This window comes from Pseudidiomarina taiwanensis (genome assembly GCF_003987435.1).
Taxonomy (GTDB): Bacteria; Pseudomonadota; Gammaproteobacteria; order Enterobacterales; family Alteromonadaceae; genus Pseudidiomarina; species Pseudidiomarina taiwanensis.
On sequence record NZ_PIQG01000005.1, the window covers coordinates 191,002 to 207,524 of the forward strand.

13 protein-coding genes are annotated in these 16,523 nt (G+C 47.5%); 4 read left to right on the top strand and 9 right to left on the bottom strand.

All coding sequences use genetic code 11. The features are described from left to right. Positions 1–2: 2 nt before the first annotated feature. On the top strand, positions 3–1,700 hold the full coding sequence (gene aceK, locus CWI83_RS10070) for a bifunctional isocitrate dehydrogenase kinase/phosphatase (RefSeq protein ID WP_126828620.1): 1,698 nt from the start codon (positions 3–5) through the stop codon (positions 1,698–1,700). On the opposite strand, the gene nhaD is transcribed toward aceK, so the two are convergent. The 3 genes from nhaD to aceB all read right to left on the bottom strand — a co-directional run bounded on the left by nhaD (position 1,684) and on the right by aceB (position 6,196). After that, positions 1,684–3,126, bottom strand: a complete 1,443-nt coding sequence (gene nhaD / locus CWI83_RS10075; RefSeq protein ID WP_126828622.1) for a sodium:proton antiporter NhaD — start codon at positions 3,124–3,126, stop codon at positions 1,684–1,686. The two genes, aceK and nhaD, sit on opposite strands and share 17 nt — an antisense overlap. A 116-nt stretch (positions 3,127–3,242) precedes the next feature. Continuing rightward, complete coding sequence (gene aceA, locus CWI83_RS10080; protein ID WP_126828623.1) at positions 3,243–4,574, bottom strand: isocitrate lyase; 1,332 nt, start codon at positions 4,572–4,574, stop codon at positions 3,243–3,245. Between the two features lie 26 nt (positions 4,575–4,600). Continuing rightward, positions 4,601–6,196 carry a malate synthase A gene (gene aceB, locus CWI83_RS10085; protein WP_126828625.1) on the bottom strand — a complete coding sequence of 532 codons (1,596 nt, stop codon included), beginning with the start codon at positions 6,194–6,196 and terminating at the stop codon, positions 4,601–4,603. A gap of 134 nt (positions 6,197–6,330) precedes the next feature. Here aceB and CWI83_RS10090 point away from each other — a divergent pair, with 134 nt between their 5' ends. Next, on the top strand, positions 6,331–7,680 hold the full coding sequence (locus tag CWI83_RS10090; protein ID WP_126828627.1) for a M24 family metallopeptidase: 1,350 nt from the start codon (positions 6,331–6,333) through the stop codon (positions 7,678–7,680). On the opposite strand, the gene CWI83_RS10095 is transcribed toward CWI83_RS10090, so the two are convergent. Both CWI83_RS10095 and CWI83_RS10100 read right to left on the bottom strand, forming a co-directional pair. Then, the gene (locus tag CWI83_RS10095) at positions 7,662–8,453 is read right to left on the bottom strand and encodes an SDR family oxidoreductase (RefSeq protein WP_126828628.1); all 792 of its coding nucleotides are present in this window, start codon (positions 8,451–8,453) and stop codon (positions 7,662–7,664) included. The genes CWI83_RS10090 and CWI83_RS10095 overlap by 19 nt on opposite strands. Positions 8,454–8,465: 12 nt before the next feature. Beyond that, a complete protein-coding gene (locus CWI83_RS10100; RefSeq protein ID WP_126828630.1) occupies positions 8,466–10,583 on the bottom strand; it encodes a sensor domain-containing diguanylate cyclase in 2,118 nt (705 codons plus the stop codon). A 225-nt stretch (positions 10,584–10,808) separates the two neighbouring features. Between CWI83_RS10100 and katG the strand changes: the two genes are divergently transcribed. Then, positions 10,809–13,022 (top strand): catalase/peroxidase HPI, encoded by a 2,214-nt coding sequence (gene katG / locus CWI83_RS10105; protein WP_126828686.1) that lies wholly within the window; start codon positions 10,809–10,811, stop codon positions 13,020–13,022. 51 nt (positions 13,023–13,073) lie between these two features. On the opposite strand, the gene CWI83_RS10110 is transcribed toward katG, so the two are convergent. From CWI83_RS10110 to bfr (CWI83_RS10125), 4 genes are all read right to left on the bottom strand, one after another. Beyond that, on the bottom strand, positions 13,074–14,075 hold the full coding sequence (locus tag CWI83_RS10110; protein WP_126828632.1) for a hypothetical protein: 1,002 nt from the start codon (positions 14,073–14,075) through the stop codon (positions 13,074–13,076). A gap of 91 nt (positions 14,076–14,166) precedes the next feature. Then, on the bottom strand, positions 14,167–14,382 hold the full coding sequence (locus CWI83_RS10115; protein ID WP_126828634.1) for a (2Fe-2S)-binding protein: 216 nt from the start codon (positions 14,380–14,382) through the stop codon (positions 14,167–14,169). Between the two features lie 73 nt (positions 14,383–14,455). Further along, the gene (gene bfr, locus CWI83_RS10120; RefSeq protein ID WP_126828636.1) at positions 14,456–14,923 is read right to left on the bottom strand and encodes a bacterioferritin; all 468 of its coding nucleotides are present in this window, start codon (positions 14,921–14,923) and stop codon (positions 14,456–14,458) included. 15 nt (positions 14,924–14,938) lie between these two features. Continuing rightward, the gene (gene bfr / locus CWI83_RS10125; protein ID WP_126828638.1) at positions 14,939–15,412 is read right to left on the bottom strand and encodes a bacterioferritin; all 474 of its coding nucleotides are present in this window, start codon (positions 15,410–15,412) and stop codon (positions 14,939–14,941) included. A gap of 46 nt (positions 15,413–15,458) precedes the next feature. Here bfr (CWI83_RS10125) and CWI83_RS10130 point away from each other — a divergent pair, with 46 nt between their 5' ends. Continuing rightward, complete coding sequence (locus tag CWI83_RS10130; RefSeq protein ID WP_126828640.1) at positions 15,459–16,499, top strand: glycosyltransferase family 32 protein; 1,041 nt, start codon at positions 15,459–15,461, stop codon at positions 16,497–16,499. The last annotated feature ends 24 nt before the right edge of the window (positions 16,500–16,523 follow it).

A 16,523-nucleotide genomic window follows, 5' to 3' on the forward strand; every position in this document is an offset into this window, starting at 1 on the left:
GAATGAATTCAGAGACCCTTGCCCGCGCCATACTTGATGGTTTTCACCAACACTACCAGCGTTTCCAAGCAGTTACCGCGAGTGCAGGTCGCTATTTTGCGAAAGGTGATTGGCAAGCCATGCACGAGGCAAGCCGGGAACGTATTCATTTTTATGATCAGCGCGTCCAAGCGACGACCGTACAGCTTGCTCAACTAACTCAGCAAACCTTTGATCCTGAGGTGTGGCAAGAAACGCGTCAGTATTACCAGCGCTTATTGTGTTTTCACCCACAAGCCGAACTTGCCGAAACATTTTACAATTCGGTTTTTTGCCATTTGTATCACCGTCGCTATTTCAACAATGCGTATATTTTTGTTAACTCAACGCTTGAGGCGGGATTACCGCAAGCGATGGAAACCGAGTATCGCTCTTACTTTCCGATTATTGAGGGGATGGCGGGAACGATGCAACGGATCCTCGAGCAAACAGATTTAGGCTGTGATTTTGCTAACCTTGGGCTAGACATTGAGCTGCTCGTTGCAGCCTTCGCTGCAGAGCTTGATGCCAGTGTTCTTATTTCAGAGGCGTTTCGAATTGATGTGTTACGCCATCCATTTTACCGCAATAAGGCAGCGTATATCGTGGGGCGTTTGGTCACGGAAACTCAAATGCTGCCCTTTATCTTACCGATTCTGCGAACCAGTGAAGGCACCGTCTATGTTGATGCGTTGATTACTGACCGTCAACAAATGGCGATTATTTTTGGCTTTGCTCGAACCTATTTTTTCGTCGAAACGCGAGCGCCATCAGCTTTGGTGGAGTTTTTAAAGCAATTACTACCGAACAAAACCAAAGCAGAGCTGTACTCGGCGATTGGTTTTCATAAGCAAAGTAAAACCGAGTTTTACCGCGAGTTTTTAGCCCTCCTTGAGCAACCGAATCAAGCGGAGGAGTTGGTATCCGCCGCTGGTGTGAAAGGGATGGTCATGGAAGTTTTTACCCTACCGTCGTTTCCGTATGTTTTTAAAGTCATTAAAGATCGCTTCGGTGGTAACAAAGCCATGTCTAGACAAACCGTGATCGATCGCTATCGTATGGTTAAGCAGCACGATCGCGCAGGGCGGATGGCGGATACTTATGAATTTACTGATGTAGCCATACCACGAGCGCGTTTTGCGACCGAATTACTTGCAGAGCTTAACCAGACCATCGCAGGCTCGCTCGAATTTCAAGACGATAAAGTGATTATCAAGCATTTATTCGTTGAGCGGCGCATGGTACCGCTGAATCTGTTTTTAGAACAAGCGGATGCGAGTGAAGCTGAGCTCGCTCTTGCTGATTATGGGCAAGCGATTAAGGATATGATTGCAGCGAATATATTTCCGGGCGATATGTTGATAAAAAACTTTGGTCTGACACGACATCGGCGCGTGGTTTTCTATGACTATGATGAAGTGCGTTATCTAACGGATATGGCTTTTTATCCACTACCGGACGAAAGCGAAGTCAACTTTGGTGCTGGACCAGATGATGTTTTCCCAGCCCAGCTACCGACTTTTTCAATTCCAAATCCAGACCACCGCAAATTATTTTTAAAGCATCATCCCGAGCTTGTCGATCCGCACTATTGGCGGAGTCAACAAGCTCAGATTAATAACGGCGTGACTCCAGATGTTTTTCCCTATCCGCAAACCATTAGGTTTAACCGAACAGATTAAATAACTCTCGGTTGAGGGTCATATGTACCCAAACACTGGCGATGTAACCAAGTAAAATAGCGGGCGCCCACTTTAGATGTGCTGCAAAAGTGTAAATCCCTCGCGCTTGCCCCATCAGTGCCACCCCTGCAGCAGAACCAATGGATAAAAGGCTACCGCCGGTGCCTGCAGTGAGAGTGATCAGCAGCCATTGTCCGTGCGACATATCAGGCTGCATGGTCAGCACTGCGAACATCACCGGAATGTTATCAATTAACGCTGAAATTAAGCCAAGTGAAATATTTGCCTCAGTCGCGCCCCAGCCATTGTATAAGCTATCCGAAAGAAGGTGCAGATAGCCAATGAGACTCAGTCCACCGACACACATCACAATGCCGTAGAAGAACAATAAGGTATCCCATTCGGCCCGTGAAACCCGACTAAAGACGTCAAAGGGCACGACGCCGCCAAGCCGTTTTAGTTTTTGCACATCGCCCTCACGCTCGGCCATCGCCTTTTTGCGCGCCAAAGAGCCTGGGAGCGTCATGCGTAAGAAGTATCCAAAAAATTGTAAGTAACCAAGCCCCATCATCATGCCTAACACCGGTGGTAAGTGCAGCAGGATGTGACAGGCAACAGCGGTTGCGATGGTTAATAAGAATAAAAAGGTAATTCGAAGCGCGCCGCGCTTTAATTCGACTTCTTCATCGAGCGCTTCAGGACGCTTATTTTTAATGAAGAAGTTCATAATTAAAGCTGGGACCAGGTAGTTCACAAGCGAGGGAATAAATAGCACCAAGAACTCTTGAAACTCAACCAGACCTGCTTGCCATACCATCAAGGTGGTGATATCGCCAAATGGGCTAAAGGCGCCTCCGGCATTGGCCGCAACCACGATACTAATGCTGGTTAGGGCGATGAAGCGCTTATCATCCGGCGCAACTTTCATAATCACGGCACACATCAAAAGTGCAGTGGTTAAGTTGTCAGCGATTGGCGAGATAAAAAATGCGAGCCCACCCGAAATCCAAAATAATTGCCGATAGCTAAACTGTTTGCGGACCAACCAAGCGCGCAACCCATCGAATAACCGGCGCTCTTCCATGGCGTTGATATAGGTCATCGCAACTAAAAGAAACAGCATCAGTTCGGCGAATTCGAGTAGATTATGACGAAATGCATCTTCTGCGATATGCGACATGCCATTTTGGGTGTAGACATAGCCAAGCATCATCCAAATGAGTCCAGCGGCAACTAAGACCGGTTTGGATTTGCGCATATGGAGTCGTTCTTCACCCATAACCAATAGGTAGGCAGCGACGAAGATAATCAGCGCGCTTAAGCCGATGGCTGTTTGAGTTAGATTCAGTGTTGTACTATCGGCAGCGGCAGCGGCAGCTGTCGGCGAAACGAGTAACGCGGTTAGCGCGGCAAAGACGAGCCACATATCTTTTTCCTTCGAGGGGCAGGGTTATCAGGCGCGCGGAGTCTAGCACAAAAATCCAGTTGCAGAAGGCTGCAACTGGATTTGTTTTAAACTTTCTATGTAACAAGATAATTACATCAGGCTGAACGGAATTGTTCTTCCTCGGTCGAGCCGGTGAGAGCGGTAACTGAAGAACTCCCTCCTTGGATAACCGTAGTCACGTCATCGAAATAGCCCGTACCCACCTCTTGCTGATGAGAGACAAAAGTATACCCTTTATCAGCCGCTGCAAATTCTTGTTGCTGCAGCTTCACATAGGCAGACATATCGTTACGGGCATAGTCATGCGCGAGCTCAAACATGTGGTACCACATATTGTGCACGCCAGCGAGAGTAATGAACTGGAAGCGATAACCCATTGCAGCGAGCTCGCGTTGGAACTTGGCAATCGTTTCATCATCCAAATTGCGCTTCCAGTTAAATGACGGTGAGCAGTTGTAAGCAAGCAGTTTCCCTGGATACTTGGCGTGGATTGCCTCTGCAAATTTGCGTGCTTCCTCCAAGTCGGGTTTGGCCGTTTCACACCAGAGTAAGTCTGCATAAGGTGCATAGGCGAGGCCACGTGAAATGGCTTGATCTATGCCCGGACGGACTCGGTAGAAGCCTTCGCTAGTGCGCTCACCAGTGCAAAATGGCTGGTCATTCGGATCAACATCTGATGTTAATAAGTCAGCCGCATTGGCATCCGTTCGAGCAAGAATTAAGGTCGGTACTCCCGCAACATCTGCAGCCAGTCGAGCAGCAATCAGTTTTTGCACCGCTTCTTGGGTGGGAACCAGCACCTTGCCGCCCATATGTCCGCACTTTTTCACCGCAGCGAGTTGGTCTTCAAAGTGCACTCCTGCAGCTCCTGCACGAATCATATTCAGCATGAGCTCATAGGCATTGAGTACGCCTCCGAAGCCAGCTTCAGCATCGGCCACGATGGGTGCGAAATAGTCAATGTAGTTGTCATCATCAGCGCTAATACCTTTGCTCCACTGAATTTGATCAGCGCGCGCAAAAGAATTATTAATACGCTCGACCACAGTTGGCACCGAATCTACCGGGTAAAGGGATTGGTCGGGATACATGCTCATCGCACTATTATTGTCAGCAGCCACTTGCCAACCTGACAAGTAGATCGCTTGTAAGCCAGCTTTGACTTGCTGCACTGCTTGGCCGCCGGTTAATGCGCCCAAGGCATTGACATAATTTTTGCCAAACTTCTCTTGTGCACCACCGTTTACCAGTTGCCACAATTTTTCGGCACCGCGGCGTGCATAAGAATACTCTGGTTGAAAACTACCACGCAGTTTGATGACATCTTCAGCGCTGTAACCGCGAGTGATTCCCTGCCAGCGCAGGTCTTGCTGCCACTGTTGTTGTAACGCTTGGGCTTGTTGCTGTTGAACTGATGAGGTTGTCATGGGTTTAGTCCTTGTTGTGTTGTTATTTAATCGATCAACTCATAACCGGGCAGGGTTATAAACTCGATGAACTCTGGAGCTGTTGTAATTCGTGAGAATAAATTCAGCGCCTCGTCGAAGCGTTCCGTTTGCCAGCGCTCCTCACCAACTTCTACTTTTACTTGCTGCGCTTCCTCATGCAGATATTGGGTAAAGAGCTCTTCGGTGACCGTTGCCCCGTTATCGAGGGATTTTTGATGTTTAAGCCACTGCCATATGGATGCTCGTGAAATTTCAGCGGTTGCCGCATCTTCCATCAAACCATAAATGGGCACACAACCTTTGCCGGAAATCCAAGCAGCAATGTATTGCAGGGCGACGCGAATATTGGTCCGCATGCCGGCTTCGGTGCGCGCACCTGAGCTCGGTTCGAGCAGATCTTTGGCGGTAATTGGCGCATCATCAGTACGTATCACCTGAAGTTGATTCGGACCGTCTAAGCCGTCTACGAATACTTCACGGACTGTTGTGGCGAGACCAGGGTGAGCGATCCAGGTACCGTCGTGACCATTTGCGCGCTCCAATTCTTTATCGGCCCGAACCTTTGCTAAAATCTGTTGGTTTTGCTCAGGATCTTTACTTGGAATGAAGGCTGCCATTCCACCCATTGCAAGCGCTCCACGGCGGTGGCAGGTTTTGACAAGTAAGCGTGAATAGGCATTTAGAAACGGTTGATCCATGGTGACAACCTGGCGGTCAGGGAGAACTCGATCTGGGTAATTCTTGAGGGTTTTAATGTAGCTAAAAATATAGTCCCAGCGGCCACAGTTAAGCGCTGCGATATGGTCACGCATAAAGTACAGAATTTCATCCATTTGAAACACAGCCGGAAGCGTTTCGATTAATACGGTGGCGCGAATCGTTCCTGTCGGTTGCTTAAAGTAGCCCTCGGCAAAATGGAACACATCTTCCCACCAAGCCGCTTCGCTACCATGCTCCAATTTAGGTAAGTAGAGGTAAACTCCTTCGCCTTTTTGCGCTCGAGTTTGATAGTTGTGGTAAAAGTAGAGCGCAAAATCAAATAATGACCCCGGCACCTGTTCATTGTCGACAAGCACGTGTTTTTCCCACAGGTGAAGGCCGCGTACCCGCGCAATCAAGGTGACAGAATGCTGTTGGAGGCTGTAAAACTTGCCGGAACTTGGGTCGGTATAGCTAATATCGCCGCGGTTGGCATCGATTAAATTTTGTTGTCCCGCTAATAGGCCTGTCCAAGTCGGTGACTGCGAATCTTCGAAATCCGCCATATAGCAATCAACATTCGCATTTAAGGCATTGATGACCATTTTGCGATCAACTGGCCCGGTAATTTCTAAGCGCCGCTGTTGTAGTGTTTGTGGTAACTCAGCAACGCGCCAGTCACTTTCACGAATGGTTTGAGTTTGCGGGCAAAAGTCCGGCAGCGTACCGTTATCTATTTCAGCTTGACGCTCAGCTCTATCACGTAACAAACGTTTTAGGTGAGGGCGAAATTTGCGTACGAGTTCAAGTAAGAATTGTTGCGCTTGCGGGTCAAATAACGCTTGAGTTGTCTCATCCAATGGGGGCATAGTGAGACCTGTAATCGGGGTAAATTTGCTCATAACGTACTCAGTTGTTGTTCCGTTGTTAACGTTAGGTTCAAATTCAATGTAGTCACCAAGGTGCGCATTCGTCTAATTTATCCTTTTGATTTTAGGTATTCACTAAAATTATTCAAACAGATGGGTTTATCAGTATGAAATGGAAACTCTTACTCGCTCTGCCTTTGCTACTTACATGGCAAACACAAGTCGTCGCTAAATCGACACAAGATGACGCGCGAATCGAATCTTATCCACTCCCGGATTTGCGCCAAAGAGCCGTTCTTGTGGATGAGTTTCTAGAGCGTCGAATTGAGACGATTTTGCCGAGTTTGATGCGTCGTAGCGGCATTGATATGTGGTTACTCATCAGTCGTGAAAATAACGAGGATCCGACCCTGCGGACATTATTGCCAGCTGATTGGTATAAAGCACGGCGGCGCACCATTTTAGTCTTTATTGACAAAGGCTTTAAGGATGGCGTGGATCTCGGTGTTGAAGCACTCTCAGTTTCACGCTATGCCGTCGGGGATATTTTCAAAAGTGCTTGGGAACCGGAGTCACAACCCGATCAATGGCAACGACTTGCGGAGATTATCGAAGAATATCAACCACAAACGATTGGCATTAATCAGTCGGATTATTTTGCGCAAGCCGACGGTTTAGTCGCTACCGATAAAGAGGGGCTACTCGGTGCGCTATCAGAAACTTATCGAGAGCGTTTGGTAAGTGCCGAAAAGCTTGCAATCGGCTGGCTTGAAACCCGCATTCCAGAAGAGATCCCACACTATCAATATGCGGTTGGTTTGGCTCAAGCGATCATCGCCACTGCCTTTTCAAATCAAGTCGTCATCCCAGGTCAGACGACAACCACAGATGTTGAGTGGTGGATGCTCGAAAAGGTCAAAGAACTCAAGCTAACAGCGTGGTTTCCACCAACGGTAAGCCTGCAACGCAAAGGTGCCAGTAACCCGCGTATGCGAGGTGAAGTGATTCAACCAGGTGACTTATTGCACGTGGATTTTGGGATTACCTATTTGCGTTTAAATACGGATACTCAGCAACATGCTTATGTATTAAAAGCTGGCGAAGAGAGCGCACCTGAGTCGTTAACGACGGCTTTAGCAAAGGGTAATGCAGTGCAAGATTTTCTCACGGCTGAGTTTGTAACGGGACGCAGTGGTAACGAAATATTTTTGACGGCATTAGAGCAAGCTAAAGCGAGTGGTTTACGCCCATCAATTTATTCTCACCCTATCGGCTACTATGGCCATGGCTCTGGCCCAACCATAGGGATGTGGGATAAACAGCATGCGATACCCGTCAACGGAGATTATCCATTGTATCCAAATACGGCGTATTCAATTGAGCTGAACAATACATTTTACAGCGAAGATTGGCAGCAAGATGTTGTGATTATGCTCGAGGAAGATGCTTATTTTGATGGCAGCCAAATAGACTATCTACATGGCCGCCAACAAGAGTTTTATTTAATTCGTGAATGAACCAGGCGTTGATACCAGCGGCGTGGAAGCAGACGTTTTAGCCACCACGCTTGCTGCGCATCTTTGTGCGGCAGACAGTAGAAGCGGTTTTGGTCGACCGCAGCGAGAATTCGATCCGCTATATCCGCCGCATTGAGCTTACTCTTGCGCATCCAACGCTCGACCCGCTCATCCATACCATCAACTGTGCTGCGCATCCCTTGATTCAAGTTGGTCTTGAAAAAAGACGGACAGACAACCGTGACACCAATGTTGGCACTTTTGAGTTCGTTATCCAGTGTTTCAGACAAGGATACAACCGCAGCTTTGGTCGCGTTATAGGCTGAAGCGCTTGGCATATCGAGTAGCCCCGCCATAGAGGCAATATTAACGATATAACCCTTGCCTTGCTCTTTGAACATTGGGATAAAAGCCTTGCAGCCTCTCACCACCCCTAGCAAATTAATATCGACAATCCACTGCCAATCTTTCAAGGTGGTATCTGCTATCTCACCAACTTGTGCAACGCCTGCATTATTAACCAATACGTCCACGCCATCCCATTGCTCTTGCAGCGTCTTGGCAACACGTTCAAGGTCTGCGACACGGGTCACATCGCAGGGTAAAAAGAGCGCGTCCTTTTGTAATTTTTGGAGCGAGCCGATCACCGCCTCACCGCGCTCTTGGTCGCGGTCACCGATACAAACTTGCCAGCCAGCCTTCGCGCATTGTTGTGCCAGAGCATAGCCTAAACCACTGGCTCCACCGGTGATAAAAATACGTTGTGATTGCATCTCAACCTCTTCTTATAGTGTGCTTTGATGAATACTGTCTTTTCCTGCAGCTTTACTAGCATAAAGCAACTTATCGGTGTGTGCGACCACCTCGACAAATTTACTGGAGGTTGGATCTTGAACAAAGGTCACCCCAGCACTGATAGAGAGATTTAGAGTTCCAACTGCAGTGCTAATCCCCTCAGCTAAGCGCTGCCGCAGAGATTGGTAGCTGGCTTCAAATTGAGCAGCAGGAGCAAAGCTCAGTACGGCGAACTCCTCACCGCCATAGCGTCCAGTGATCGCGTCGACACGGGCAAAAGAATCACGCAAGATACGAGCGAACTCGGTCAAACAAGTATCTCCGACTGGGTGTCCATATTGGTCATTGATCGCTTTAAAGTCATCAATATCGATCAACATGAAGCTGAAGCTATCGTTCGGTCTTGCTTTGGTTAGACGCAATGCCGACTCATCGAAAGCACGCCGGTTCAATAACTGCGTAAGGCCGTCGTGTTGTGATAATTCAAACAACTTTTTATTCAGAGCTTCAAGCTCGGCGGTTTTCCCGCGAACTTGTTCGGTCAGTTCGCGATTAAAGTTCTGCATCAGATCGCGGGCTTGATTCAATTCAGACGAAATTGCTCTAAGATCATCGCTCATTTGCAGATCAATATCCTCAGCTTGCAAAGGCTCAGCAGAGCGCATTCGTTCAGCCATTAGCTTAAGTGGACGAGTAATATCGAGTGAGAATCGATGCGCGATCAGGGTAAAGAATAAAGTGACGGCCACTAATGCGGTGAGAAAAATCCATAAATTTTCGGCAAAGACAGCACTGATTTGACTCGGCTTCGCAAGAATATACACATGCCAGCCTAGCGGATTTTGCGCTTCCGTAAATAATAGTGTCTGGTCGTTGACCGTGGTCTGACGGAGTTGTGCTGAATAAATACTGAATAGCTCCGACTGTGGCTGAAATTTGGCAAGCTCTGCCAAACCCAAACGTTCCGTTGCAAAGATGACTTGGTGATTCGCATCCGTGACGATGACGGCTTGTTGAAGTGAGTCCAGTTCGACCCGTTGCTCGATGAAGTTGAGGTTAGGAAGATTGAGTGAACCTTCTACAACTCCGGTAAACTCATTGCCATCGAAGAGGGGCGCACTGATTGCAATAATCGGATCACGGCCAAAGCCTCGACCACGGAAAACCTCTGAAACATAGGTTTCACCCGTCATCAAAGGTTGCTGAAAATACGCACGGTCAGCAACGCTAAACTGGTTGTTAGGGCTTGATTGTTGCAGTCGCTGATAAAAATTGGCGGGCGCTCCCGCGATAATCTGGCCGCTTTGGTCTGTGATCAACATCGTCAAGAAGCCAGAATAAGTCGCTTGCATTTGGGTCAGCAGTTGTTGCTCTGTCTCGAGAGTATTTCGCGAGCTGATGGTTTGCGCAAAATAATCAACGGCTCGCACATGCTGGTCAACATAATCTTGGGTGACGCTGGCAAGGTTCTTGGCTTTACGAGTGACATCATCAACGATCGCTTGCTCGGCATCGTTGGCGCTTCGAGCAGTAAATATAATCGCGATCAACATACTTGGAATGAGAATACTTAAAAAGGACAAATAGAAAATGCGTCCAGCCAAACTAGTCACTGCAGGACGTTGGATTCGTGATTTCCACGCTGTTGAAATGATTACATTGATGCTTATCGCCAACGCAGTGTAAAGCACTCCATTGAGGATCATTTTCATCAGTACCAGAATAGTAAAATCATCCGGCAGTTCAGTTCTTAACTCAAGTCGCAGCCAAGTAAGCGGGACGCCGGCGATAAGCCAAAATAGTATACTCGCGGTAAGGTAAGAAGTGCCGCGTCGAGTGAGCAACCAAAATGCTACAATCTCGAGTAGTCCCAACAGCCCTAACAGCCAGTTTTCGGTACTGTAGTAAAGTGCGATGCCACTGCAAAGACTTACCAACAGAGCCGTGCTTGGACCCCTCATCATTAACGCGAGAATGGCAAATAGCTGCCCAAACTGCAGGGTCACCAAACCATAAAGTGGAATGGTGAAATAGTAGTTCGTGATAAAAGCAGCAATTACTAATATTGGGAGGACAATTAGGCTGCGTTTTTTAATGGCTTTGAGCATTGCTATCCATCGCTTTTGATCTTTTATTCGATGAGATTATCACAGATATTTCCCGCCGTGCTATCTATTATGTAATAGCGCTTTTTATCAGGATGCGAAAATTCCGATTAGCCTGATTTATATTTTCAATCGATACGACCGAGCAAAAACAGGTTTTCTAATCTATAGTAATTACGCAGTTTTTCATGACCACTGCCTACAATAAAGGGGTAAATAACAATGAAAATGTTGAGAAAACCATTGGTATCGGCGCTTGCCTTAGCAATGTCTCTCGGCGTTGCATCTGCGGCAAATATGACCGGTAATGCCAAATCAAATGGCTTTTGGTGGCCAGAGCAGCTCAACTTGCAGCCGCTCCGTGACCACGATGAGAGTTCTAACCCATATGACGATGACTTTGATTACATCGCTGAATTTAAGCAGCTCGACCTTGATGCGGTTCGTGCCGATATCGAAGCCTTGCTAACTGACTCGCAAGATTGGTGGCCCGCTGACTACGGTCATTACGGTCCATTCTTTATTCGCATGGCATGGCACGGTGCGGGTACCTATCGTGTCCACGATGGCCGTGGCGGAGCTGGCGGTGGTCAACAGCGTTTTGAACCACTCAATAGCTGGCCTGATAACGTAAGTCTCGATAAAGCACGTCGTTTACTTTGGCCAATCAAGCAAAAATATGGTCGTGCAATCTCTTGGGCCGACCTTATGGTCCTCACGGGTAACGTAGCCCTCGAATCAATGGGTTTCCAAACTTATGGTTTCGCTGGTGGTCGTGAAGACGACTGGGAACCAGATACAGTTTACTGGGGTCCCGAGCAGCAAATGCTTGCTGATGAGCGTTACAGTGGCGATCGCGAACTTGAGCGTCCACTTGCAGCAGTTCAGATGGGCTTGATTTACGTCAACCCAGAGGGACCAAACGGTAATCCTGATCCGCTACTTGCAGCAAAAGACATCCGTGAAACCTTTGGCCGGATGGCAATGAATGATGAAGAAACCGTTGCTTTGATCGCAGGTGGTCACACCTTCGGTAAAGCTCACGGTGCACACAAGCCTGATGACTGTCTCGGCGCTGAACCAGCTGCTGCAGGCATCGAAGAGCAAGGTCTTGGCTGGACCAACAAGTGTGGTAAAGGTAACGCTGAAGATACCATCACCAGTGGTCTAGAAGGTGCATGGTCAGTTAACCCAATTGCTTGGACGAGCCAGTATCTTGATAACCTGTTTGGTTATGAGTGGGAACAAACCCGCAGCCCTGCTGGTGCAATTCAGTGGATCCCGAAAGATGGTCAAGCAGCGAACCTCGTTCCGGATGCACACATCCCTGGTAAGCGTCACGCGCCAATCATGTTCACGACTGACTTGTCACTCAAGTTCGACCCTGAATATCGTAAAATTGCGAAACGCTTCCAAGAGAATCCAGAAGAGTTCCGTCTAGCCTTCGCGAAAGCTTGGTTTAAGTTGACTCACCGTGACATGGGGCCGCGCGCACGTTATGCGGTTGATACTTCACCAGCTGAGCCACTTTTATGGCAAGACCCAGTACCAGCGGTCGATCATGAACTGGTTAATGACCGTGATGTGGCGAAGTTGAAAGCGGACATCCTTGATACTGGCCTCTCAGTATCAGAGTTAGTGCGTGTCGCTTGGGCATCTGCTGCTAGCTTCCGTGGTACCGATATGCGTGGTGGTGCAAATGGTGCACGCTTACGTCTCGCGCCACAGAAAGATTGGGAAGTAAACAACCCAGCAGAAGTCGCAAAAGTACTGCGTGCACTTGAGCGCGTGCAAAACGACTTCAACCGCAGCCAACGTGGTAACAAGCGTATCTCAATGGCAGATATGATTGTGCTAGGTGGTGCGGCAGCGATTGAAAAGGCAGCGCAAGATGCAGGCCACGATATCACTGTTCCGTTCACTCCGGGTCGTACTGATGCGACTGCGGAAATGACCGATGTTGTATCGTTTAACTTCTTGAAGCCGCGTGCTGATGGTTTCCGTAACTATTACGGTGACGAGGCGTTATTATCGCCAGCTGATAGTTTGGTTGATAAAGCTGACTTGTTGACCCTGACCGTTCCAGAAATGACTGTTTTGGTTGGTGGTTTACGCGCGCTTGATGCGAACTACAAAGGTAGCAAGCACGGGGTATTCACTGACCGTCCTGGTCAATTGACGAACGACTTCTTTGTTAACTTGCTCGACATGGGTACCGTTTGGGCGAAGTCTGACGAAGAGGGCGTGTATGTGGGTCGTGATCGCAACAGCAATGAGTTGAAGTGGACCGCTACTCCAGTTGACCTGATTTTCGGTTCAAACTCAGAGCTACGTGCAATTGCTGAAGTTTATGCAATGAGCGATGGCGAAGAAATCTTCGTTGAGGACTTCGTTGATGCATGGACTAAAGTGATGACTTTGGATCGCTTTGATCTAGAGTAAGCACAACAAAGCTTAACGAAAAGGGCGACCTATTGAGGTCGCCCTTTTTATTTAATGACTCGTTGGAACGGCTTGCTGTATTGATTTTGGTAAACGACGAATGAGCTTACCTCGCAGTGGATGCCAATAAACCGCGACGAGTAAGAGACCACTGCCAATAATAACGCCGATCACTGCTGTGCTGCCATCCATAAAGCCATAGCTATCAAGTAACTTGCTAAACACGTAAACGACATAGGCTAGTGCCGACACCATCAGTGCGCGGCGATCAATAATCAATGATACTGACGCCAAACATAAATATAGCGCGATGGTGATAATGGCTTGTTGTAGCCCTGAGTCCGCGTTCGCTAAGGTACTAAATATTGGGTGCACTATAAGCGGTGCCGCTAACAGGTGAAGCCAAAACGCCACATCTGAACGCCGTGTTTCACGTTTTATGTCACCGTGGTCCCAGCGTAGTGCGAGTATAAATACGATAATCCCGGCGCTAAAAAATCCAATTTTCAGGATTTGCTCTGAGAACGGAATAAAAATAGTTAGAAACGAAATACACACACCTGTGATCGTAGCGGTGGCAGCTGCGATGGTGATCGGTACTTGAAAGCGTTGCCAGTGAGCGTAGGCAACCAATGAACTCAATGCGAATGCGGTGAGGGGAGCGTAGGCCTGGTTCGGAAAGAATTGCTCAAGTGTCATTACGGTGCCAAGAAAAGTCGCGCCAACACAGAACACCAGCAAAACGATTGAAGGCAACGCCATGCGTTTGATCCGGGTAAAATACTCAGCAAGGCCCCAAGCAAAGGCCGCGACCAATAAGCCGCCTAACCAGGGTGCAAGTAAGCCACCGAGTGTCCAAGTTGCACCGAGTGCTAGGATGGCAGCAACAACAACGAAAATATCATTGAAGCCACTCAATAAGCGAAAATGCTCTTCATCAGGTAACGCCGCGCTGGCGCGCTGGTGCTGAAGGAACGTGCGCAGTTGTTGGTATTGTTCAGGGGTTAATACCTGAGCATCCACTGCAGCTTTGATATCGTCATCTGAATACATAGCTCTGCCCGAAAAAAGAAAAAGTGTTTTTTACTCTGGCAGAGAAACGGTCATTGCGCGAGCAGAATCTGTATCCAATTATTACAGGAAGTTAAGCTTGTGCGAGCTGGATAAGATGTTCTTTGAACAGATAGGTTGGTTGCGAGGCTTTCGCCGCATCGAAGCATGCTTTAGCTTTGCGACTGCATTGACCGCAATCACTACAAAGCCCTAGCTGGCTTTTGAGTTCCTTAAATGAACGCACGTCGTTTGCCACAGCAGCATGGACATCGGCTTCACGGATTGCGTTACAAATACAAATATACATTAGCACCTCACATATCTTACAATGCGAATCTTAACGAGAATAATTCGCATTTGCAAGATGGTGAGGCTAAATTCTATACCTGACTTTGTAAATAGTTACTCAAACCTAAATCGTTAATCAATGATAGTTGCGTCTCGTACCAGTCAATTGATTCTTCACAGGCCTCTAAAAGCTCATGCAGCATATCGCGGGTCGCATAATCTTGAGTTTCTTCGGAGATTCGAATCGCTTCGATCAAGTCGGCTCGTTGAGTTTGAACTTCAAAATCAAGATCCCCTTGCAAACACTCTTGAACATTTTCACCGATACTGAGGGCTCCAAGGCTTTGCAAATTGGGCAAACCTTCAAGAAATAATATCCGCTCGATAAGTGTATCGGCCTCTTTCATAACTCGAATGGATTGCTTGTACTCACTGTGGTTTAACTTATCGAAGCCCCAATTCTTGAACATCCGCGCATGTAAAAAATATTGATTAATTGCCGTCAGTTCATTTTTAAGAACCTTGTTAAGAGCTTTAACGATACTTTTGTTTCCTAACATAAAATTCTCCAAAAACTATGAACTGAGCTGACTTTGCAGATAATTTTGCAACCCAAGCGTATCAATCAGACGAAGTTGTTGCTCGAGGAAGTAGGCATGGTCTTCTTCAGTGTCTTTGATTTGTGCCACTAACATATCGCGGGTGACATAATCCTGTTGTTGTTCACAAAGTGCGACCACTTGTTTGAGATGTTTGGCAACTTGATATTCGAACTCTAAATCTGCACGCAGCATTTCTGGCACGCTGGTTTTGACTGAAATCGGGTTACGCTTGGCTAGATCAGGTTCACCCTCGAGAAATAAAATACGTTGAATGATGGCTCGGGCATGCTCACGTTCGTGTTCTGATTCATGTATCGCATGCTCGGAAAGTTTAGTCAGCCCCATATCAGCGAGAATTTCACCATGGGCTAAATATTGATCAATGGCGGTAAGCTCACCGGTTAATAAGTCGTTTAATGCAGCAATAATTTGACTATGACCTTTCATCGCGTTGGTACCTCATTAGCTTATCGAGTGCAGGTTTTGAGTATGCGTGATTCTCAAATTTGTGCAAGTTTGCTGGCGTGGCCGGGACCTTTACCTTATAGCAAAGGATATATATATTAGACAAACAATAGATAACAGAGGAAATGTTTTGCTGGCCCTGATTTCTGTACTCGTTATCACCTACCTGGGTTACTGGTTACTGCGAGTATCAAAACGTCTTCCCGAAACGGCGCTGACAGAGATATGCTGGGGCAGCGCAGCGAAAGAATATGCTCCCTTGCCGAAGCAAATTTGGACGTTTTGGCACGATTCACATCCACCTCAAGTCGTCCGCGAATGCATCGCTGGATGGCAGCGCTTAAATCCTGATTACCAAATAACATTGGTTACGCGCGATAGCATTGGCCAATATATTAATAATTTGCCGACTAACTTTACCGAGGTGCATATCACCAAGCAGGCCGATTGGCTGCGTCTTGCACTGTTGGAAAAGTACGGCGGAATTTGGCTCGACTCCTCAATATTGTTGACGCAATCACTTGATTCTTGGCTATCTCGATATAGCTCTGAGAGCAATAATAGTTTTATTGGATTTTATTTAGCCCGGCATAATACCGACGCCAGTTCGCCGTTACTTGAGAATTGGTTTTTGGCAGCAAAACAGGGAGATCCTTTTATCAAGGATTGGTTCGCTGCCTTTAACCATAATACGTTTGAACTCGGAACGGACCGTTATTTGCAGCAATTACGACAGCAGGGAAAACTAGCAACGTATCAACAAGGATTCGATACTCCCGAATACCACACCATGCATGTTATGGCGCAGGAACTACTGCATGCGCCAGCAGCACAGAGCAAATACCGCCTTACTCTGATTAAAGCTGAAGACTTAGCGTTTAAGCTTCAACATTACAGCCAATGGCGCCGCCGGCGTTTATTTTGGCGCCTCTTGGTCGGCAATGATCCGAACGCGCCTGCGCTAATTAAATTACGTGGTGGCGAGCGCAGAAAGCTCGAGTGGTACCTCAAACATAAGCTCTACGCTCGAAATAGTCTTATCGGTCAGCAATTGACTCAAAACCAATAAAGTAAAAAGCCCCGCTGTTTCCAG